This is a genomic window from Paraburkholderia metrosideri, from assembly GCF_904848625.1.
In the GTDB taxonomy this organism is placed as follows: domain Bacteria; phylum Pseudomonadota; class Gammaproteobacteria; order Burkholderiales; family Burkholderiaceae; genus Paraburkholderia; species Paraburkholderia metrosideri.
In genome coordinates, this window is sequence record NZ_CAJHCP010000012.1 from 196,405 (window position 1) to 211,423 (window position 15,019).

General features: G+C 61.2%; 17 protein-coding genes. 4 read left to right on the forward strand and 13 right to left on the reverse strand.

Features of this window, described 5'->3' with window-relative positions; translation table 11 throughout:
* Window positions 1-5: 5 nt before the first annotated feature.
* From LMG28727_RS25730 to LMG28727_RS25760, 6 genes are all read right to left on the reverse strand, one after another.
* Window positions 6-617, reverse strand: a complete 612-nt coding sequence (locus LMG28727_RS25730) for a flavin reductase family protein (protein WP_201645119.1) — start codon at window positions 615-617, stop codon at window positions 6-8.
* 142 nt (window positions 618-759) lie between these two features.
* Window positions 760-1,713, reverse strand: coding sequence for a 3-hydroxyacyl-CoA dehydrogenase family protein (locus LMG28727_RS25735; RefSeq protein WP_201645120.1), 954 nt, complete (start codon window positions 1,711-1,713; stop codon window positions 760-762).
* A 106-nt stretch (window positions 1,714-1,819) separates the two neighbouring features.
* Window positions 1,820-2,113: a hypothetical protein gene (locus tag LMG28727_RS25740; RefSeq protein ID WP_201645121.1), complete on the reverse strand. Its 294-nt coding sequence runs from the start codon at window positions 2,111-2,113 to the stop codon at window positions 1,820-1,822.
* A 437-nt stretch (window positions 2,114-2,550) separates the two neighbouring features.
* Window positions 2,551-2,709, reverse strand: a complete 159-nt coding sequence (locus LMG28727_RS25745; protein WP_171910253.1) for a hypothetical protein — start codon at window positions 2,707-2,709, stop codon at window positions 2,551-2,553.
* A 190-nt stretch (window positions 2,710-2,899) separates the two neighbouring features.
* Complete coding sequence (locus LMG28727_RS34820; protein ID WP_407945867.1) at window positions 2,900-3,868, reverse strand: hypothetical protein; 969 nt, start codon at window positions 3,866-3,868, stop codon at window positions 2,900-2,902.
* Window positions 3,869-3,997: 129 nt separating this feature from the next.
* Window positions 3,998-4,684, reverse strand: a complete 687-nt coding sequence (locus LMG28727_RS25760) for an MgtC/SapB family protein (RefSeq protein WP_201645122.1) — start codon at window positions 4,682-4,684, stop codon at window positions 3,998-4,000.
* A 262-nt stretch (window positions 4,685-4,946) separates the two neighbouring features.
* On the opposite strand from LMG28727_RS25760, the gene LMG28727_RS25765 reads away from it, so the two are divergent.
* Window positions 4,947-6,053, forward strand: coding sequence for an AGE family epimerase/isomerase (locus tag LMG28727_RS25765; protein WP_201645180.1), 1,107 nt, complete (start codon window positions 4,947-4,949; stop codon window positions 6,051-6,053).
* 36 nt (window positions 6,054-6,089) lie between these two features.
* Window positions 6,090-6,428, forward strand: a complete 339-nt coding sequence (locus LMG28727_RS25770; RefSeq protein ID WP_236592344.1) for an HNH endonuclease — start codon at window positions 6,090-6,092, stop codon at window positions 6,426-6,428.
* Window positions 6,429-6,555: 127 nt separating this feature from the next.
* On the opposite strand, the gene LMG28727_RS25775 is transcribed toward LMG28727_RS25770, so the two are convergent.
* Window positions 6,556-6,831, reverse strand: coding sequence for a hypothetical protein (locus LMG28727_RS25775; protein WP_201645123.1), 276 nt, complete (start codon window positions 6,829-6,831; stop codon window positions 6,556-6,558).
* A gap of 219 nt (window positions 6,832-7,050) precedes the next feature.
* Between LMG28727_RS25775 and LMG28727_RS25780 the strand changes: the two genes are divergently transcribed.
* On the forward strand, window positions 7,051-7,254 hold the full coding sequence (locus tag LMG28727_RS25780) for a cold-shock protein (RefSeq protein WP_007178724.1): 204 nt from the start codon (window positions 7,051-7,053) through the stop codon (window positions 7,252-7,254).
* Between the two features lie 122 nt (window positions 7,255-7,376).
* Here the strand turns inward: LMG28727_RS25780 and LMG28727_RS25785 are convergent, their stop codons facing one another.
* Window positions 7,377-8,999 (reverse strand): methyl-accepting chemotaxis protein, encoded by a 1,623-nt coding sequence (locus LMG28727_RS25785; RefSeq protein ID WP_201645124.1) that lies wholly within the window; start codon window positions 8,997-8,999, stop codon window positions 7,377-7,379.
* 286 nt (window positions 9,000-9,285) lie between these two features.
* On the opposite strand from LMG28727_RS25785, the gene LMG28727_RS25790 reads away from it, so the two are divergent.
* Window positions 9,286-9,720 carry a PaaI family thioesterase gene (locus LMG28727_RS25790; protein WP_201645125.1) on the forward strand — a complete coding sequence of 145 codons (435 nt, stop codon included), beginning with the start codon at window positions 9,286-9,288 and terminating at the stop codon, window positions 9,718-9,720.
* Window positions 9,721-9,822: 102 nt separating this feature from the next.
* On the opposite strand, the gene LMG28727_RS25795 is transcribed toward LMG28727_RS25790, so the two are convergent.
* The 5 genes from LMG28727_RS25795 to LMG28727_RS25815 all read right to left on the reverse strand — a co-directional run bounded on the left by LMG28727_RS25795 (window position 9,823) and on the right by LMG28727_RS25815 (window position 14,987).
* A complete protein-coding gene (locus LMG28727_RS25795; protein ID WP_201645126.1) occupies window positions 9,823-10,671 on the reverse strand; it encodes an ureidoglycolate lyase in 849 nt (282 codons plus the stop codon).
* Between the two features lie 47 nt (window positions 10,672-10,718).
* Window positions 10,719-11,462 carry an SDR family oxidoreductase gene (locus LMG28727_RS25800; RefSeq protein ID WP_201645127.1) on the reverse strand — a complete coding sequence of 248 codons (744 nt, stop codon included), beginning with the start codon at window positions 11,460-11,462 and terminating at the stop codon, window positions 10,719-10,721.
* Window positions 11,463-11,523: 61 nt separating this feature from the next.
* Complete coding sequence (locus tag LMG28727_RS25805) at window positions 11,524-12,354, reverse strand: amidohydrolase family protein (protein ID WP_201645128.1); 831 nt, start codon at window positions 12,352-12,354, stop codon at window positions 11,524-11,526.
* A 7-nt stretch (window positions 12,355-12,361) separates the two neighbouring features.
* Window positions 12,362-13,402, reverse strand: a complete 1,041-nt coding sequence (locus LMG28727_RS25810) for an aldo/keto reductase (RefSeq protein WP_201645129.1) — start codon at window positions 13,400-13,402, stop codon at window positions 12,362-12,364.
* Window positions 13,403-13,658: 256 nt separating this feature from the next.
* Window positions 13,659-14,987 carry a UxaA family hydrolase gene (locus tag LMG28727_RS25815; protein ID WP_201645130.1) on the reverse strand — a complete coding sequence of 443 codons (1,329 nt, stop codon included), beginning with the start codon at window positions 14,985-14,987 and terminating at the stop codon, window positions 13,659-13,661.
* Between the last annotated feature and the right edge of the window lie 32 nt (window positions 14,988-15,019).

Here is a 15,019-nt window from a genome sequence, read left to right on the forward strand (position 1 = left end):
GGGATTTATGCGGATGGGCGAAACATCTGGAACATGTCGCCAATTTCCGCATAGTCGGCGCGATAGCCCGCCCGCATGATCGGCTGCGCAGCGTGCGTGTCGAACAGCCCGTCTTTCAGATAGGCCTCGTTGATATGCACGCCGACGACCTGACCCAGCGACAGGTAGTTATCCATCGGCGTGCCGTCGAGCGTATGCAAACGCACCACTTGCAGCAATTTGCATTCGAGCGCTGCCGGCGATTCCGCGACGTGAGGCACCGACACATTGCGGCCGGGTGCGGCCGTCAGCCCGGCGAGTTCGAATTCGTCGACGTGCGGTGCGACCGGCGCCGACGAGCGGTTCATCTGCTCGGCGAGCGGCTTCGTGGCGAGATTCCAGACGAATTCGCCGGTGGCTTCGATGTTGGACACGCTGTCTTTACGGCCTTCGCTGCAAAAACCGATGATCGCCGGATACGTGGCGAACGCACCGAAGAAACTGTAGGGCGCGAGGTTCAACGTGCCTTCGGTGTCGCGTGACGAAATCCAGCCGATCAGACGCGGTGCGACGATAGCTTTGAACGGATCGTGCGGGAGACCGTGGCCGGCAGCGGGGTCATAGAAGTAATGGGACATGTGCGTGCGTGGATTGAATTGGCGGATGAGCGGGACAGCTATTTATACCGCAGCGTGAGGGTGTCTGCTAACGGCTTCACACGTTGCCGCGCGGAGAAGCGAAGCTTCACCATGCGCGGCGTCGGACCTGTTTTGTCCCGCGTCAGCCGCGGCTGATCAGGCGTTTGCGTCCTTCCCTAACCTGTGCGAGATGGGCGTCGTCCCATTCGTAAAAGCCTGCGCCGCTACGCACGCCAACCTGTCCCGCATTCACCCGTTCACGCAGAAGATCCAGCACGTCTTCGTCTTTAGCAAGCTCGGGCATCAGATGCGATGAGATGTCGAGAAAAGTATCCAGTCCACCCATGTCCGCGCCTTCCAGCGGTCCGACGATGCTCCAGCGGCGCCCAAGCGACGCCTTCATCACCCGATCGACCTCGTCCGGCGTGGCCGCTCCGGAGCGGACGATGTTCAACGCCTCGCGCAACACCGCAAATTGCAACCGGTTGCCGACGAATCCCGGAATTGCCTTCTCAAGCACCACCGGCTCCATGCCGATCGCGCTCATCAACGTGGCGGTTTGCTGCGTGACCTCCGGCGCAGTCACCGTGCCGGGTACGACTTCAACCAGCGGAATCATGTGCGGCGGATTCCAGAAATGCGCGATCACAAAGCGCTCTTTCGCGCGCAGCGGCACAGCCAGTTGATCGGGCGGAAAACCGCTGGTGTTGCTGGCGAGAATCGCGTCGTCGGCCAGCAGCTCCGTCAGCGCCGCATACAGTCGATGCTTCAGCGCCAGCACTTCGGGGATCGCCTCGATCACGAATTTCGCGGAGGCCATCACGTCGAGCTGCGCATGCGTTTCGATGCGGGCCAACGCCGCCGTTTTCGCCGCAAGGTCAATGCGCCCACAGTCGATCAATTCGTCCAGCACCGCTTCCGCTTTGGGCGCGACGCTCGCCAGACGCGCGGGGTCGACATCGTGAACGATTGTCCGGTACCCATGCAACGCGCTTTGCGTCGCGATCCCAACGCCCATCAACCCCGAACCCACCACGCCGATTGTTGCCTTGTCCACGTCGCTTCCTCGCTTCCAATACCGAAAGCTTTCAAGCATAGCGCAGCACACCTGTTCGCCGCGTCGAATGTGACAAAGCCGGTCTTCCGTGAGGAAGGACCGGCTTTGGAAGACTTCACGCCGCACGTTGCGGCGCAGTTACGCATTAATCGCGGTGCGGGCCACGATGGTCGTCGTGGTGGTGCGGATCGTAGTCGTGCGGGTGATGACGCATCCAGTCGTCATGAGCCCAGTAGCGATGGCCGTCGTAGTAGCGGTCGCCATGCCAGCCGACGTTGATCGAGATGCCCACCGGCATCATGTGCGGCTGGCCATAACCTGCCGGACCATTGTCAACAATCACCCGTTCCTGGGCGAGCGCACTGCCTGCTGCGAGCAAAGCACTGCCTGCGAGCAGCGTGGCGATAATCGAACGCGACGTCTTATTAAAGGTTTTCATCGTGACCTCCCATCAAAGTTTGTATCGAAGCCAGCGTCCGTGTTCGTTCGTCCCTGGATCTGCGACATCGGGTTCGAACCAGACGCCGTACGCTTGAGATCAACTTTAATGGCCCAAACCGCCCGAATACGTGAGCACTTGTAAGAGGTCATTTCAGAGAAAGGGACGGATGAAAAGGCCGCCAGTCGGGCTTTCCTGCTTGCCAACAAAGGCCTGCGCGGAAGATTGCAGGCAAATTACGTCGGCGGAACGACAGGCTCCGTTACATTCATTTCTGGAGAGAAATATTTCGGAAGACGGCGACGCTGATCCTGCCGGCCCAAAACAAAAAGCCACGGTACGCGTTTCGCGAACAGTGGCCTCAATCGTTCAATGCGCATCGAACGTGCGCGCCCACACGCGTTGATCCGCGATTGGGCTGGTGCTACGTGGCTTACTTAGTCGGTCAGCTTGATGCCGAACAACGTTGCTTGTGCTTTGCGCACGCGCTCCGATTCGCGGCTACGTGCCTCGAACGAGTAGTCCGAATCCAGCGGCAGATGGGGCGACGCAAAGAGGTCGCTGACCTTTTGGAACAGTGCAAAAATGAAGCTCATGGCGACTCCCGGTTGGTTACTGCATTGCTAGGGTTTTCCCTTAAGAAGAAGTATAGGGTTTTCCCTAGGCAAAAGCTAGTGCAATGCAGCAATTTTTTGATGCGGTGGGATGTCGCGCCGGTTTTTACCGATTGTGCGTTGCACCATGACAACGTCCCTTTTTTCAGGGAGCCGAACCAAAGCGGAATCTTTATTGCAGCGTGGGCGAAACGGGCTTGCGATTTCGTGATGACTTCGCAGCCGGCGTGCGTTTGCGCGGATTGACGATGGCGGCATCGACCGCACCAGCGGCGGAACTGTCCGCGGGCACCAGCGTTGCCGCGTTCATCGACACGATCAGCCCCGGCAGTGTGCGCGCGGCGTCGTCAGCGGGTTTGACGGACGCTCCGGTGGCCGAAAACTCAACGTTCAACGCCCAGTGTCCTTCGTGTATCCCTCGGTCGCGCAGAAGCGCACACAGCAGTTCTTCGATTGAAAATTTGTGGTCCTTAGCCGACATATTGGCTCCCCGCAGACAATGTGCTGGCGTATCCGGTCTGGTCTCGCCGCAGCATTGAAAGTGTAAAGCGGGCGAATGGCACTGCGAGAGGGTGCGCACGGCGGAAGCCTTACCGTGCCTATCAGGCGTAGCAGCGTGGACGCACGGCGGCTTGCCGCTGCGGGCCTCGTCCGAAGTATCGTCCTGCTTGCTCACCTCCTCGGCGATGTCCGCTTCCCGCGAAACGGCAACGGAACTTGATTCAGACTCCGGCGCGTCGACAATTTCCAGCCCGCTCAACTGAGCGTTCACCTGCACCGGCTCCTCGATCCTTGCCGCGCGGGGCGTGCGACGCGCCGCCTTCGCGGCGAGCGACCTGCCGACGGCGCCATCTATCGCGCCGACCGCGGCCAGCACCACGCCGGGCAACTCAAAGCCATGCAGCGTGCGCTGGCGGATGTCGATATTCATCAACTCCAGCGTGGCGCGCGTCGGATCGTCGGGGAACAGGTCGAGGGTACAGTCGTCGTGCGCTGCGTCACCCAGTGGCGCAAAGCGTCGTGCTGGACGCGCGGCGCGCGCCAGTCGGTTTTCAGTTTCGGTTGAGACGGTGGCCTGGCGACGTTTGGTCGAAGCGCCACGCGGTGACCTGGACTGCCGGGTTACTACGGAATCTGCCATAGAGAAGAAAGCGGTCGTCGCCGGGAAGCGGGCGCCGGGCACGCTCGTCAATGCGTTGGAATTTTTGGGTCCGCATTGTCGCATGCCCGCCCCCGCTCGCCGAAGCCATTCACCGACGATTTTCCGTTTTCAGGGCGCCACATCGTCCTGTCGGAACTCCCTGACGCCGTTCAGTTGACGCAGGCGCGAGCAGATTGCCTCATATTCGGTATTCGACACCCGATGCAGCGTGATCATCACCTCGTCGCACTCAGGCGAGTCGTCACTTTGCTGCATCACAAACTGTTTGACGCGCGGACTCGCAGAGCCAAGCTCATCGTGCAGCGTGTGAAACGTCATCGCGCCACGCTCGACGATCATCCTCACCTGACGCCGTTGCCTGACGGTGATGAAGCGGCGCTCCAGCGGCTTGATACCGGCCAGGATAATCAGAATGATGATGGTCGCCGCGATCGACGCCGTGTACAGCCCTCCACCCACCGCAAGACCGATAGCGGCAACCGACCACAGACTCGCCGCCGTCGTCAGCCCCCGGACGATCTCGCCACGCAGCAGGATCGAACCCGCGCCGAGAAAGCCGATGCCGGAGACGACCTGGGCGGCCATCCGCGAAGGATCGAGCACGACATGGTCGCTGGTCAGCACTTCGGCGAAACCGTAAGCCGACACGATCATGATGAGCGTCGAACCCACGCACACCAGCATGTGTGTGCGTAACCCTGCGGCCCATGAGAGCCGCTCCCGCTCAAACCCGATGACGCTGCCGAGCGCCGCGGCAAGCACCAGACGGGAGATGAGTTCGAGATTTCCCAGCATTGCTTTTCCTCCTTGTCGTAAATCTTGTGGAAGCAGTTTTCACACCTGTGATGACGTGTCAGCGAGACCCGTTTGCTTTATGCTAAGCCGCACGCCGCCGGGCGAATTGCGACGAAGTTTGTCATAGGGAGACCTCGCCGTCCGGGCAACCAGGTAACATCCGCGCTCGCCGGCATGTTGGCTAGCAACTGCGCTGCGTGGCAGCCCAGCTTACGGACCACGCCGCAGGCGCTTCGAATCATTGCGTTTGACCAAACTAACTATGCCGAGCATGAACCCTTCCGCCGCTTCGACGATCGCTCTCGCCACCCCATTGCGCGATCACTTTACGGGCATCGTGCTGCCCATGTGGCGAGAACCGGGTTTCAACACGTCGCTCAAGCTGCCCTACGAGGCGATCGGTGCCGACCATCAGCCGCTGCCTGTCGAGCGTTATCGCGCGATGGCCTGCGCGCGCCAGCTGTTCGTGTTTTCGCAAGCAGGCGACGCAGACCACGCCCAGACGCTGTTCGATTCGCTAACGCGTACATTTCAGGACACGCAGCATGGCGGATGGTTCTACAGCGTGGACGCGGAAGGCGCCCCGCTCGACACCACCAAAGACCTGTACACGCACGCGTTCGTCATTTTCGCGTGCGCGGAATACGGCCGACGTTCCGGCAATCGCGACGCGCTGAAACTCGTGCACAACACGTCGGCACTGATCCAGTCGCACTTTGCTGCGTCGGGCGATCTGTTCAATGCGGCCATGACCGAGGACTTCGGCAGTGTGACCGGCACGCCGATCCAGAATCCGCTGATGCATCTGACCGAAGCGTGGCTGGCCGCGTGCGAAGTCACGCGTGACAACGTGTTCGGCGCCGCGCTGCGGCGCCTGGCCGGCGCCGTCGCGCATCATTTCGTGCATGAGCCCACCGGCTGCGTCGCCGAATTGCCGATTGGCACGAGCAACAACCGTCTTGAGCCCGGGCATCAGTTCGAATGGTTCTGGCTGGTCAAGCAGGCCGGGCCGCAGTTCGACGGCTCGGGTCTCGCGGAAGCACTCAGCCGTGCGTTCAGCTTCGCGCAGCAAAACGGCGTGGATCGGGAAACTGGCGGCGTGTGCGCAGCACTCGACGAAACCGGCAACATCAAAGACCCTACCCAGCGGATCTGGGCCCAAACGGAGTACCTCCGCGCGCTGGCCTGTCATAGCGATCCCGCTGTGCTTGCCACATTGCCCACGCAAATCGAGTTGTTCCGGCAGCGTTTTTTGCGGCCGGAAGGCTGGTTCGAGTGCAAGACACCGGCAGGTGAAGTGGCGCGGGCCGATATGCCGTCCACTACGCCATACCATCTCGCGACGGCTTACGCCGCGTTGCCGGGCTGAGCGACGCAGTCGGACCCTCAGGCGGCGCCTCGGGACTTGCGTATCCTCGTCATGGCCAGAAAAGTCGCCGAACCCTGGTATCAAGCACCGCCGGCAGAGGAAATCTGCCCGCTATGCGGCCGGCCGATCCCAACGAGCCAACGCGATCTGCATCATTGGGTGCCGAAAACAAAAGGCGGTAAGGAAGTCGCTGCCTTACATCGCATTTGTCATCGTCAGTTGCACGCGCTGTTTTCTGAAGCCGAACTGGCACAGCGGTATTCGACGGTCGATGCGTTACTCACCGACGAGGCGGTACGCACGTTCGTCCGCTGGGTGCGCACAAAGCCGAATAATTTTTATGAGCGTAGCCGCCGCAGTGCAAGAAAAGGCTAGGGCAACGCAGCTTGAAGAACCCGAAGGCCGGATTCACCGCGTGACCGGCGGGGAGCCGGCCACGATCCTGCAACACGTTGCAACCGATGCCGGCGGCATAAAAAAGCCCGACCGACAGGCCGGTCGATCAATACTCTTCGCGTTGCCAGGGGCCCCAACCGGAGTCGGCCGATTTAAAACGCATATAAGTTGCGCTTTGTCCGGTGGGTGTTTCAGATATTTCGCCATGAGGCTGGCGATCGGTCGTATGAAGGGCAAAAGCCTGACGGTCTTCAGTGTCGACGGTGATGCGGCCGACTGGGTCCGGGGCGCCTTCTTGAGGTGATTTAGACTCCAATATCGCCAGATAGGGGGTCAAACGACTCCAGAACGAGGTGAGTTCTTCTTGCTGATAATGTGTCAATGTATTTCCCAAAAGAGTAATACAAGCAGTTTACCCTACCGGCGGGAACACCCTTCCAAATGCTTTCGAAGGCCTCAAAAAGGCCCTAACCTGGGAATACCCGAATACTGGTTGATTGGCGTCGATCATTAAGACGTGATACAACTCTCACTTCGCGCTCGATCTCGTGTTGAGAAATAGCGGACGCGAATGCAACACACAACATTTACTGGATCAAAAATGGCAACAGGTACTGTGAAGTGGTTTAACGATGCAAAGGGCTTTGGCTTCATCACGCCGGACGACGGCGGCGAAGACCTGTTCGCGCACTTTTCGGAAGTTCAAGGCAGCGGCTTCAAGTCCCTGCAGGAAAACCAAAAAGTGACGTTCGAAGTCAAGCAAGGCCCGAAGGGCAAGCAAGCTGCGAACATCCAGCCGGCTTAAGTACCCACGGGTACTTCGAGCACGCTTAGGCGCTTGCGTCTGATGCAAAATGGCCCGCTTTGGCGGGCCATTTTCTTTGTCAAATCTGTGTGAAATGCCTTCTTTTTAAGCGTTCCCCACACTCAAATCGCGCGCATTCCGGACATCGCAAAATCCGTATTTGCTCCGCGCATTTCATCCAGCTGTTGCGTGCGCAACACAGTTTCTGAAATTTCGAACACGGAAACAGCTTGTTTCAATTGCTGCGTTTGCTGATGCAGCGAAGCGGCCGCCGCCGCCGCCTCTTCAACCAGCGCCGCGTTCTGCTGCGTCATCTCATCCATCTGCACGACTGCCTGATTGACCTGTTCGATGCCCGTGCTCTGTTCGAGCGACGATGCGCTGATCTCCGCCATCATCTGCGTGACGCGCGAAATTGACTCGGACACGTTGCTCATCGCCGCGCCCGCATGTTCGACCAGCGTCGAACCGCCCTGAATCTCGGCAACCGATTCGCTGATCAACGTCTTGATCTCCTTCGCCGACTGCGCGCTGCGCTGCGCGAGGCCACGCACTTCGCCGGCCACCACTGCGAAGCCGCGTCCCTGCTCGCCTGCGCGCGCCGCCTCGACGGCCGCATTCAGCGCGAGGATGTTGGTCTGGAACGCAATGCCGTCGATCACCGAAATGATCTCGGCGATCTTGTCCGAGCTTCGCGCGATGCCGCGCATCTTGTCGACCACCTCGTTGACCACCTCGCTGCCGCGCGAGGTCGCCGCCAGTGCCGTTCCGGCAAGCGCATTGGCGTCCCGGGCATGGTCGGCGTTCTGGCGGACTGTAGCCGTCAGTTCTTCCATGCTCGACGCGGTTTCTTCCAGCGACGCCGCCTGGTTTTCAGTACGCGCCGACAGATCGGCGTTGCCGGTCGCGATTTCGTCGGCGCCGAGGTGGATCGAGTCGGCGGCTTCGCGCACGGTTTGCACGGTACGCGCTACGCTCGCCTGCATTTTTGCGAGGCCCGAGAACAGTCGGCCGATTTCGTTGGTGCCACGCGCGGCAATTGGCTGATCGAGGCGGCCTTGCGCGATCCGGTCGAAGTGACGGCCGGCTTCCTCCAGCGGCGCCACCACGCCACGCCGAAGCGCCGCGTGGACCGCGACCGTGCCGGCGACCAGCACCAGCAGGATCGCGATGCTGACGACCCGGAAGGTCGCCATGCGAGCGTCGATCGAATCGAGCGATGCATGGCTCGCGGCGTCGCCGAATTGCACGAAGTTGCGCGACTCGGCGAGGTACGCGTCCTGGAACGACTGAGTCGGCTGATCGAGGAACGCCTGAATATTGTTCGCGTCGAGAAACTGCACCAGTTCGACGAGCGCGTCGTGCAGCGGTTTGTAGCGCGCGGCGAGGGCGGTGGCGCGAGCGCTGTTCTCGTCGCCGCTCTTCTGCGTGTTCATGAACGCGCTAAATGACTGATCGGCGGCGGCCAGCTGCTCGCGCGCATGCTGGACGATGTCGGCCGGTTCCCCGCCGCCGCGCACCATACGCGTGCCGGCCCGCGAGAGGTTGATCCGCGCGTCCATCAGACGCTCGGTCGTTTCGTTGACCGCGTCGACCTGTTTCAACGCGATGTTGGACAGGTCACCCACGTCGTCGTGCGTACGGGTGAGCGACCAGAACCCCAGCCCGACCGTGACGAGCTGAAATACGCAGAAGGCGGCCAGAACACACAACAGGCCGGATGCGACTTTGATCTTGCTGAACATCGTAAAACCCTGGAAGCATGGAGACGGAAAGCTACACCAGGGTTTACGGCATATGCGCTTCTAGCTTGAGGCCAATTTCATTAAAAATCGGCTTACATCCCCTTTTCAGCGCGCAACGTGTCGATTGCCAACGTTTGCCGCAACAATGCAAGAAACATATTACCGATTCACCTTGACGGAGCGCGCCCGCGGTTTCTAGAGTGGGTAAGGATTGCATCTCGCAATCGGCCAATTGCACGCCAGTGCACCTGTCAGCTGTCAGCGGGCCCCGCCCGAAGGAATCACGATGACCGACCTCCTCGACCGGGCGCGCGGCGCACTGCATGCCCAGCCGTTCAGCATGTTGTTGGGCGCAGAGCTGATGCACACGGGCACCAGCGAACTCACTCTGAGCCTGCCGATCCGCGATGAACTGCGGCAACAGCACGGCTTCGTGCATGGCGGTGTCATCAGCTATCTCGCGGACAATGCGCTGACTTTCGCCGGTGCGCTGTCGCTCGGGCCGAAGGTCGTGACCGGCGAGTACAAGATCAACTATTTGCGGCCGGTAGTGAACGGCACGCTGATCGCGCGCGCGAAGGTGGTCTATGCGGGTCAGCATCAGGCGACGTGTCAGTGCAACGTCTATGTGATGGACGGCAATCGCGAGAAACTCGTGGCGGTCGCGCAGGGTACGGTCAACCGGATCAGCGATAGCGGCGAGCACGAAGCGGCCGGCTGATGCAAAAAGGCCGCTCCTGCTGATCAAACAGGAACGGCCTTTTTATCTGCAACTCACGTCGTGCGGTGGCCTTGATCAGACCACCACCCGATCACGCGCGCGTTACTCCGCTGCGTAGGTCTTCTGCGTTTGCTCGCCGAGACCTTCAATACCCAGACGGATCGTCTGACCCGGCTTCAGGAACACCGGGTTCGGCTTCACACCCATGCCGACGCCCGGCGGCGTGCCGGTCGAGATCACGTCGCCCGGTTGCAGACTCATGCACTGCGATACATACGACACCAGCTTCGCGACGCCGAACACCATCGTCTTCGTGCTGCCGTTCTGATAACGGTGGCCGTCCACTTCGAGCCACAGGCTCAGGTTCTGCGGATCGGCGACTTCATCGCGCGTGACGACCCACGGGCCGATCGGGCCGAACGTGTCGAAGCCCTTGCCCTTGTCCCACGTACCGCCGCGTTCGATCTGCCATTCGCGTTCCGACACGTCGTTGATCACGCAGTAACCGGCGACGTAGTCGAGCGCATTGGCTTCGTCGATATATTTGGCCGGCTTGCCGATCACGACGCCCAGTTCGACTTCCCAGTCGGTCTTCTTCGAGCCGCGCGGAATTTCGACGTCGTCGTTCGGGCCGCAAATCGCGCTCGTCCACTTGTTGAAGATGACCGGTTCGGTCGGCACTGCAAGATTCGATTCCGCCGCGTGGTCCGCGTAATTCAGGCCGATACAGATGAACTTGCCGATCTTGCCGACACACGGGCCAATGCGCGGATTGCCTTCGACCACCGGCAACGAAGCCGGGTCGAGCGCACGCAGTTTGGCGAGGCTCTCGTCGCTCAGCGTGGCGCCGTCGATATCGCCGACCACTTTGGACAGATCGCGAATCTTGCCTTGCGCGTCGAGCAAGCCCGGCTTTTCCTGGCCTTTCGGCCCATAACGAAGCAGTTTCATCGTTGCACTTCCCTTACGTTCAATAGTGTTCGGTTCGTCAATGTGCGTCAGTTCGACCAGCCGCCGTCGATCACATGCGCCTGGCCTGTGGTAAACGACGATTCGTCGGACGCGAGATACAGCGCCAGCGCGGCGATTTCGTCCGGCTTGCCGATGCGGCCCATCGGCTGGCGCGCGACGAACGCCGCCTGCACGGCGTCCAGCGACGCGCCTTGGGCCTGCGCCTGCGCGGCGATCCGCTGTTCGAGCGACGGCGAGGACACCGTGCCCGGGCAGATCGCGTTACAGCGTACACCACGCGTGACAAAATCTGCAGCGACGGACTTCGTCAGCCCGATCACCGCAGCCTTCGACGCGCCATACGCAAAGCGGTTCAGCACGCCCTTCACGCTCGACGCCGCCGAGGACATGTTGATGATCGAACCGTGGCCTTTCTCCAGCATGCCCGGCAGGAACGCGCGAATCATATGGAACATGGCCTTCGCGTTCAGATTGAAGGCGAAATCCCAGTCTTCTTCGGGGCATTCGAGAATCGAACCCGCGTGCACGTAGCCCGCACAGTTGAACAGCACGTCGATCGGGCCGACGCTGGCGGCTAGCGCCTTGATCGCGGCGGCGTCGAGTACGTCGAGCTGACGCGCTTCGACCGGCTTGCCGGCGAGTCCGTCGATGCGGATGTCGGTGGCGATCACCCGCGCGCCTTCGCGTGCGAAGAGTTCTGCGGTGGCCAGACCGATGCCTTGTCCTGCTGCGGTAATCAGGGCCGTCTTGCCGGCCAGTCTTTGTGTCATCTACGACTCCAGTTGAATGGACTGCTTTTGCGTTGATGCCTCTTCAGGAAATTCGTCAGAATCAGAGTCGATAAAACGCGGCGGCATTGCCGCCGAAAACGGCTTCGCGCTCGTCGTCGCTCAACGACGCGAGCAACGTGGTCGCGACAGAATGCCAGAGCAAATAGTCGCCGTTCAGATCGAGCACGGGCCAGTCGCTGCCCCACATCAGGCGCGCGGGGCCGAATGATTTCAGCAGATGCTCGACATACGGCCGCAGCGTGTCTTCGGTCCAGCCGGGCGAAGCCTCGGTGGCGAGGCCGGATAGTTTGCAATGAATTTGCGGCAGTTGGGCCAGCCGCGTAATGGCATCGGCCCAGACATGGTAGCCGGCGCTGCCGTAGCGGATGGGCGGCTTCGCGCCATGGTCGATGACGATGCGCAACGCCGGGAAACGCGCAGCGAAGGTTTCGATGTGCTCGACGTGACGCGCGTAGATCAGCGCGTCGAACGCGAGGTCGTGCGCGATCAGTGCTTCGATGGCGGGAGCGAGATCGGGATTCGCGATCCACGTATCGTCCGGTAAATCCTGAAGCATCGGGCGCACGCCCTTGAACTTCGGCTCGCGCGCCAGCGACTCGATCACCTCGGCCGCCGTGGGCGACAGCAGGGGAACCCAGCCGACCACGCCCGCGATCGACGGCTCATCGCGTGCCATGCCCAACAGGTAATGCGTTTCTTCGACGGTCGGCGCCGCCTGCACCACCACCGTTCTCTCGATGCCCGCCCTCTCCCGCCACGGCTTGAGATGCTCGGGACCGAAGCTCCGGTACAGGATCTTCAGTTCCGGTGTGAGCCACCCGTAATCGCCGCGAGCGGGGTCCCAGTAGTGGTGGTGAGCGTCGATAGGCATGGTCAGATCATTTCTGTGACACAGGCGCGCGTGGATCGAGCAAGCCTTCTTCACGCAACGCGGACCACAACTCGGCGGGAATCGGCAGTTCGAACGAGGCGACGTTCTCGCGCAATTCGTCACTGCTGCGGGCGCCGGTCAGCACGCTGGCAACCGCCGGATGCGCATACGGAAACTGCAACGCCGCAGCGGCCAGCGGCACGCCATGCGCGCGGCACACCGCCTCCAGTCTCGCGACGCGCTCGATCACTTCGGGCGGCGCATCGCCATAGTTAAATTTCAGATCGCCCTGGACACCGCGCGCCAGGATACCCGAGTTGAACGCACCGCCCAACAGAATGCTGACGCCGCGCGCTTCGCACGCTGGCAGCAAGTCGTCGAGCGTCGTCTGTTCGAGCAGCGTATAACGGCCCGCGAGCAACGCGCAATCGATATCGAACTCGGCCATCGCGTCGAGTATGACGGCGCCTTCATTGACGCCCAGTCCAACCGCCTTGATTGCACCCGACGAACGCAACGAGTCGAGCGCGCGGAATCCGCCGCCTTCAGTGAGTTGGCGCCAGTAATGAGGATGGTTGTCGCCGTGCGTGACCCGGCCGATATCGTGGACCAGCAGGATGTCGATATCGACAATGCCCAGACGCTGCTGGCTGTCTTCGAACGAACGCAGAATACCGTCGTGCGTGTAGTCGTAGATTGCTTCGAACGGCAGCGGGTTTTGCCATCCTTCGCGGTCGTCGAACGGCGTGGTGCGCGGCACAAAACGGCGGCCGACTTTGGTGGACAGCACGTAATCTTCGCGCGGGTAGTGACGCAACGCATGGCCCAGCCGATGTTCGGCCTTCGTATTGCCGTAGTGGGGCGCGGTATCGAAATAACGCACACCGGCGTCCCACGCCGCGGCGATGGTCGCGTGAGCTTCCTCGTCGGACAGATCGCGGTACAGGCCGCCTAGAGGCGCTGTGCCGAGACTTAACCCGCTCACCTGCAACGCACCGCGACCGACGCGGCGGCGCTGCGTGATGTTCGAAACCGTGCTTGCCGTCATTGAGCGTGTCTCCTTGTCGGCGGGAGTTAGCGGTTTGGCGCTTGCTCCCGTCTCGTGCACCTTGGGCTCATGCAAAGCTGTCGGCCCGAGTTGGCGCTTTAGCTGTCGGCCAGAGCGAGCGCTTAAGCTCTTCCTCTGTTCCCATGCACCGGTGCGTTTGTGTTTTTACCACGCGTGGGCGAGATTTGCCCGCCACGTGGGCAGATTGCCTATCGATCAAACCGCGCTCGAACCGCTTCAAGCAGTCCGGTTGAACTCAACGCGGCTCGATCACCACCGCCCGAGGCATGACGGACGCGCTCGACGGCAAGCACGCCGGACCCACCGGCTCGAAAGTCTTGTAAGTCAAAATGAATTCCTGATGCCCCAGCATTTCCGATTTCGACGCATCACCCAGCGACACCGCGACGGTCCGCTCAAACACCTCGCGACCGACTTCGTCGAGCGTGCCGCGTCCTTCGAGAATCCGGCCTGCGTCCACATCCATATCGCCGGAAAGATTGCGATAGGTCGCCGGATTCGCGCACACCTTGATCACCGGTGAGATCGCCGATCCGACCACCGAGCCGCGCCCCGTCGTGAACAGGATCACGTGTGCCCCGCAGGCGATCAGTTCGCCGATTTCCGCGTTATCGCTGATATTCGGAAAACCGAAGCGCGGCTCGCCGTCCGGCACGACATCGAGCAGATAGAGGCCGCCAGTCGGCGGCACATCGCCCGGTTTGATAATGCCGACAATCGGCGACGCGCCGCTTTTCGCATACGCGCCCAGCGACTTTTCTTCCTGCGTGGTGAGCCCGCCGTCCGCATTGCCGACCGCGAAACTGCCGTGTCCGAGAATCGAGTAATAGCGCGCCGCCTTCGCCACACAGGCGACGATTTCATCGCCCAGTTCAGGTCGTGCCGCGCGAGTCTTCATATGGAACTCGCAGCCCACCAGTTCGCCGGTTTCCTCGAAGATGCAGGTCGCGCCCGCGTCGATCAGATGATCGAATGCGCGGCCAACCGCCGGGTTCGCGGTGATGCCGCTGGTGCCGTCCGAGCCGCCGCAAATCGTGCCGATCACGAGTTCGCTCAGCGCCATCGGCACTTTCTTTTGCGCGGCGAGTTGTTTGCGCGCGCCGCGAATCCAGTCGACGCCGTATTGAATCGTGCTACGTGTGCCGCCGTTTTCCTGGATCGTCAGCACCTCGACCGGACGTCCGGTGGCGCGCACTGCATCCACCAGATAATGCTTGTTCATGCTCTCGCAACCGAGCGACACGAATAGCACCGCGCCGACATTCGGATGCGTGGTCAATTGTTCGAGCATCTTCTCCGCGTACCCATTCGGATAGCAACCGGGAAAGCCGATCAGATGCACGGGCGGTTCGCGTTCGGTCGAAGTCGAAGGATCGTCGAACGCGTCCAAAGGGTCGCGAAAATGCGCGACGATCTCGCGCGCCACGTGATGCGCGCACTCGACCAGATAAGCCACCGCGACCACATTGCGGATACCCTTGCGGCCATCGCTGCGCGGATAGCCTTGCAGCATCGGCTGCATTGCGCTCGTTGCCTCGGCAGTTGCTACGGAAATGTCAGTCATGATCGTTCCAGCGCGGCATCGAACCACGCAAA

Excerpts from the sequence above, each read along its gene's own strand:
- LMG28727_RS25740 (WP_201645121.1), bottom strand. The coding sequence starts at position 2,113 with ATGAAAACCTTTAATAAGACGTCGCGTTCGATTATCGCCACGCTGCTC.
- LMG28727_RS25735 (WP_201645120.1), bottom strand. The coding sequence starts at position 1,713 with ATGCTTGAAAGCTTTCGGTATTGGAAGCGAGGAAGCGACGTGGACAAG.
- LMG28727_RS25765 (WP_201645180.1), top strand. The coding sequence starts at position 4,947 with ATGCCGAGCATGAACCCTTCCGCCGCTTCGACGATCGCTCTCGCCACC.
- LMG28727_RS25805 (WP_201645128.1), bottom strand. The coding sequence starts at position 12,354 with ATGCCTATCGACGCTCACCACCACTACTGGGACCCCGCTCGCGGCGAT.
- LMG28727_RS25780 (WP_007178724.1), top strand. The coding sequence starts at position 7,051 with ATGGCAACAGGTACTGTGAAGTGGTTTAACGATGCAAAGGGCTTTGGC.
- LMG28727_RS25815 (WP_201645130.1), bottom strand. The coding sequence starts at position 14,987 with ATGACTGACATTTCCGTAGCAACTGCCGAGGCAACGAGCGCAATGCAG.
- LMG28727_RS25785 (WP_201645124.1), bottom strand. The coding sequence starts at position 8,999 with ATGTTCAGCAAGATCAAAGTCGCATCCGGCCTGTTGTGTGTTCTGGCC.
- LMG28727_RS25760 (WP_201645122.1), bottom strand. The coding sequence starts at position 4,684 with ATGCTGGGAAATCTCGAACTCATCTCCCGTCTGGTGCTTGCCGCGGCG.
- LMG28727_RS34820 (WP_407945867.1), bottom strand. The coding sequence starts at position 3,868 with ATGGCAGATTCCGTAGTAACCCGGCAGTCCAGGTCACCGCGTGGCGCT.
- LMG28727_RS25745 (WP_171910253.1), bottom strand. The coding sequence starts at position 2,709 with ATGAGCTTCATTTTTGCACTGTTCCAAAAGGTCAGCGACCTCTTTGCG.
- LMG28727_RS25795 (WP_201645126.1), bottom strand. The coding sequence starts at position 10,671 with ATGAAACTGCTTCGTTATGGGCCGAAAGGCCAGGAAAAGCCGGGCTTG.
- LMG28727_RS25730 (WP_201645119.1), bottom strand. The coding sequence starts at position 617 with ATGTCCCATTACTTCTATGACCCCGCTGCCGGCCACGGTCTCCCGCAC.
- LMG28727_RS25810 (WP_201645129.1), bottom strand. The coding sequence starts at position 13,402 with ATGACGGCAAGCACGGTTTCGAACATCACGCAGCGCCGCCGCGTCGGT.
- LMG28727_RS25790 (WP_201645125.1), top strand. The coding sequence starts at position 9,286 with ATGACCGACCTCCTCGACCGGGCGCGCGGCGCACTGCATGCCCAGCCG.
- LMG28727_RS25800 (WP_201645127.1), bottom strand. The coding sequence starts at position 11,462 with ATGACACAAAGACTGGCCGGCAAGACGGCCCTGATTACCGCAGCAGGA.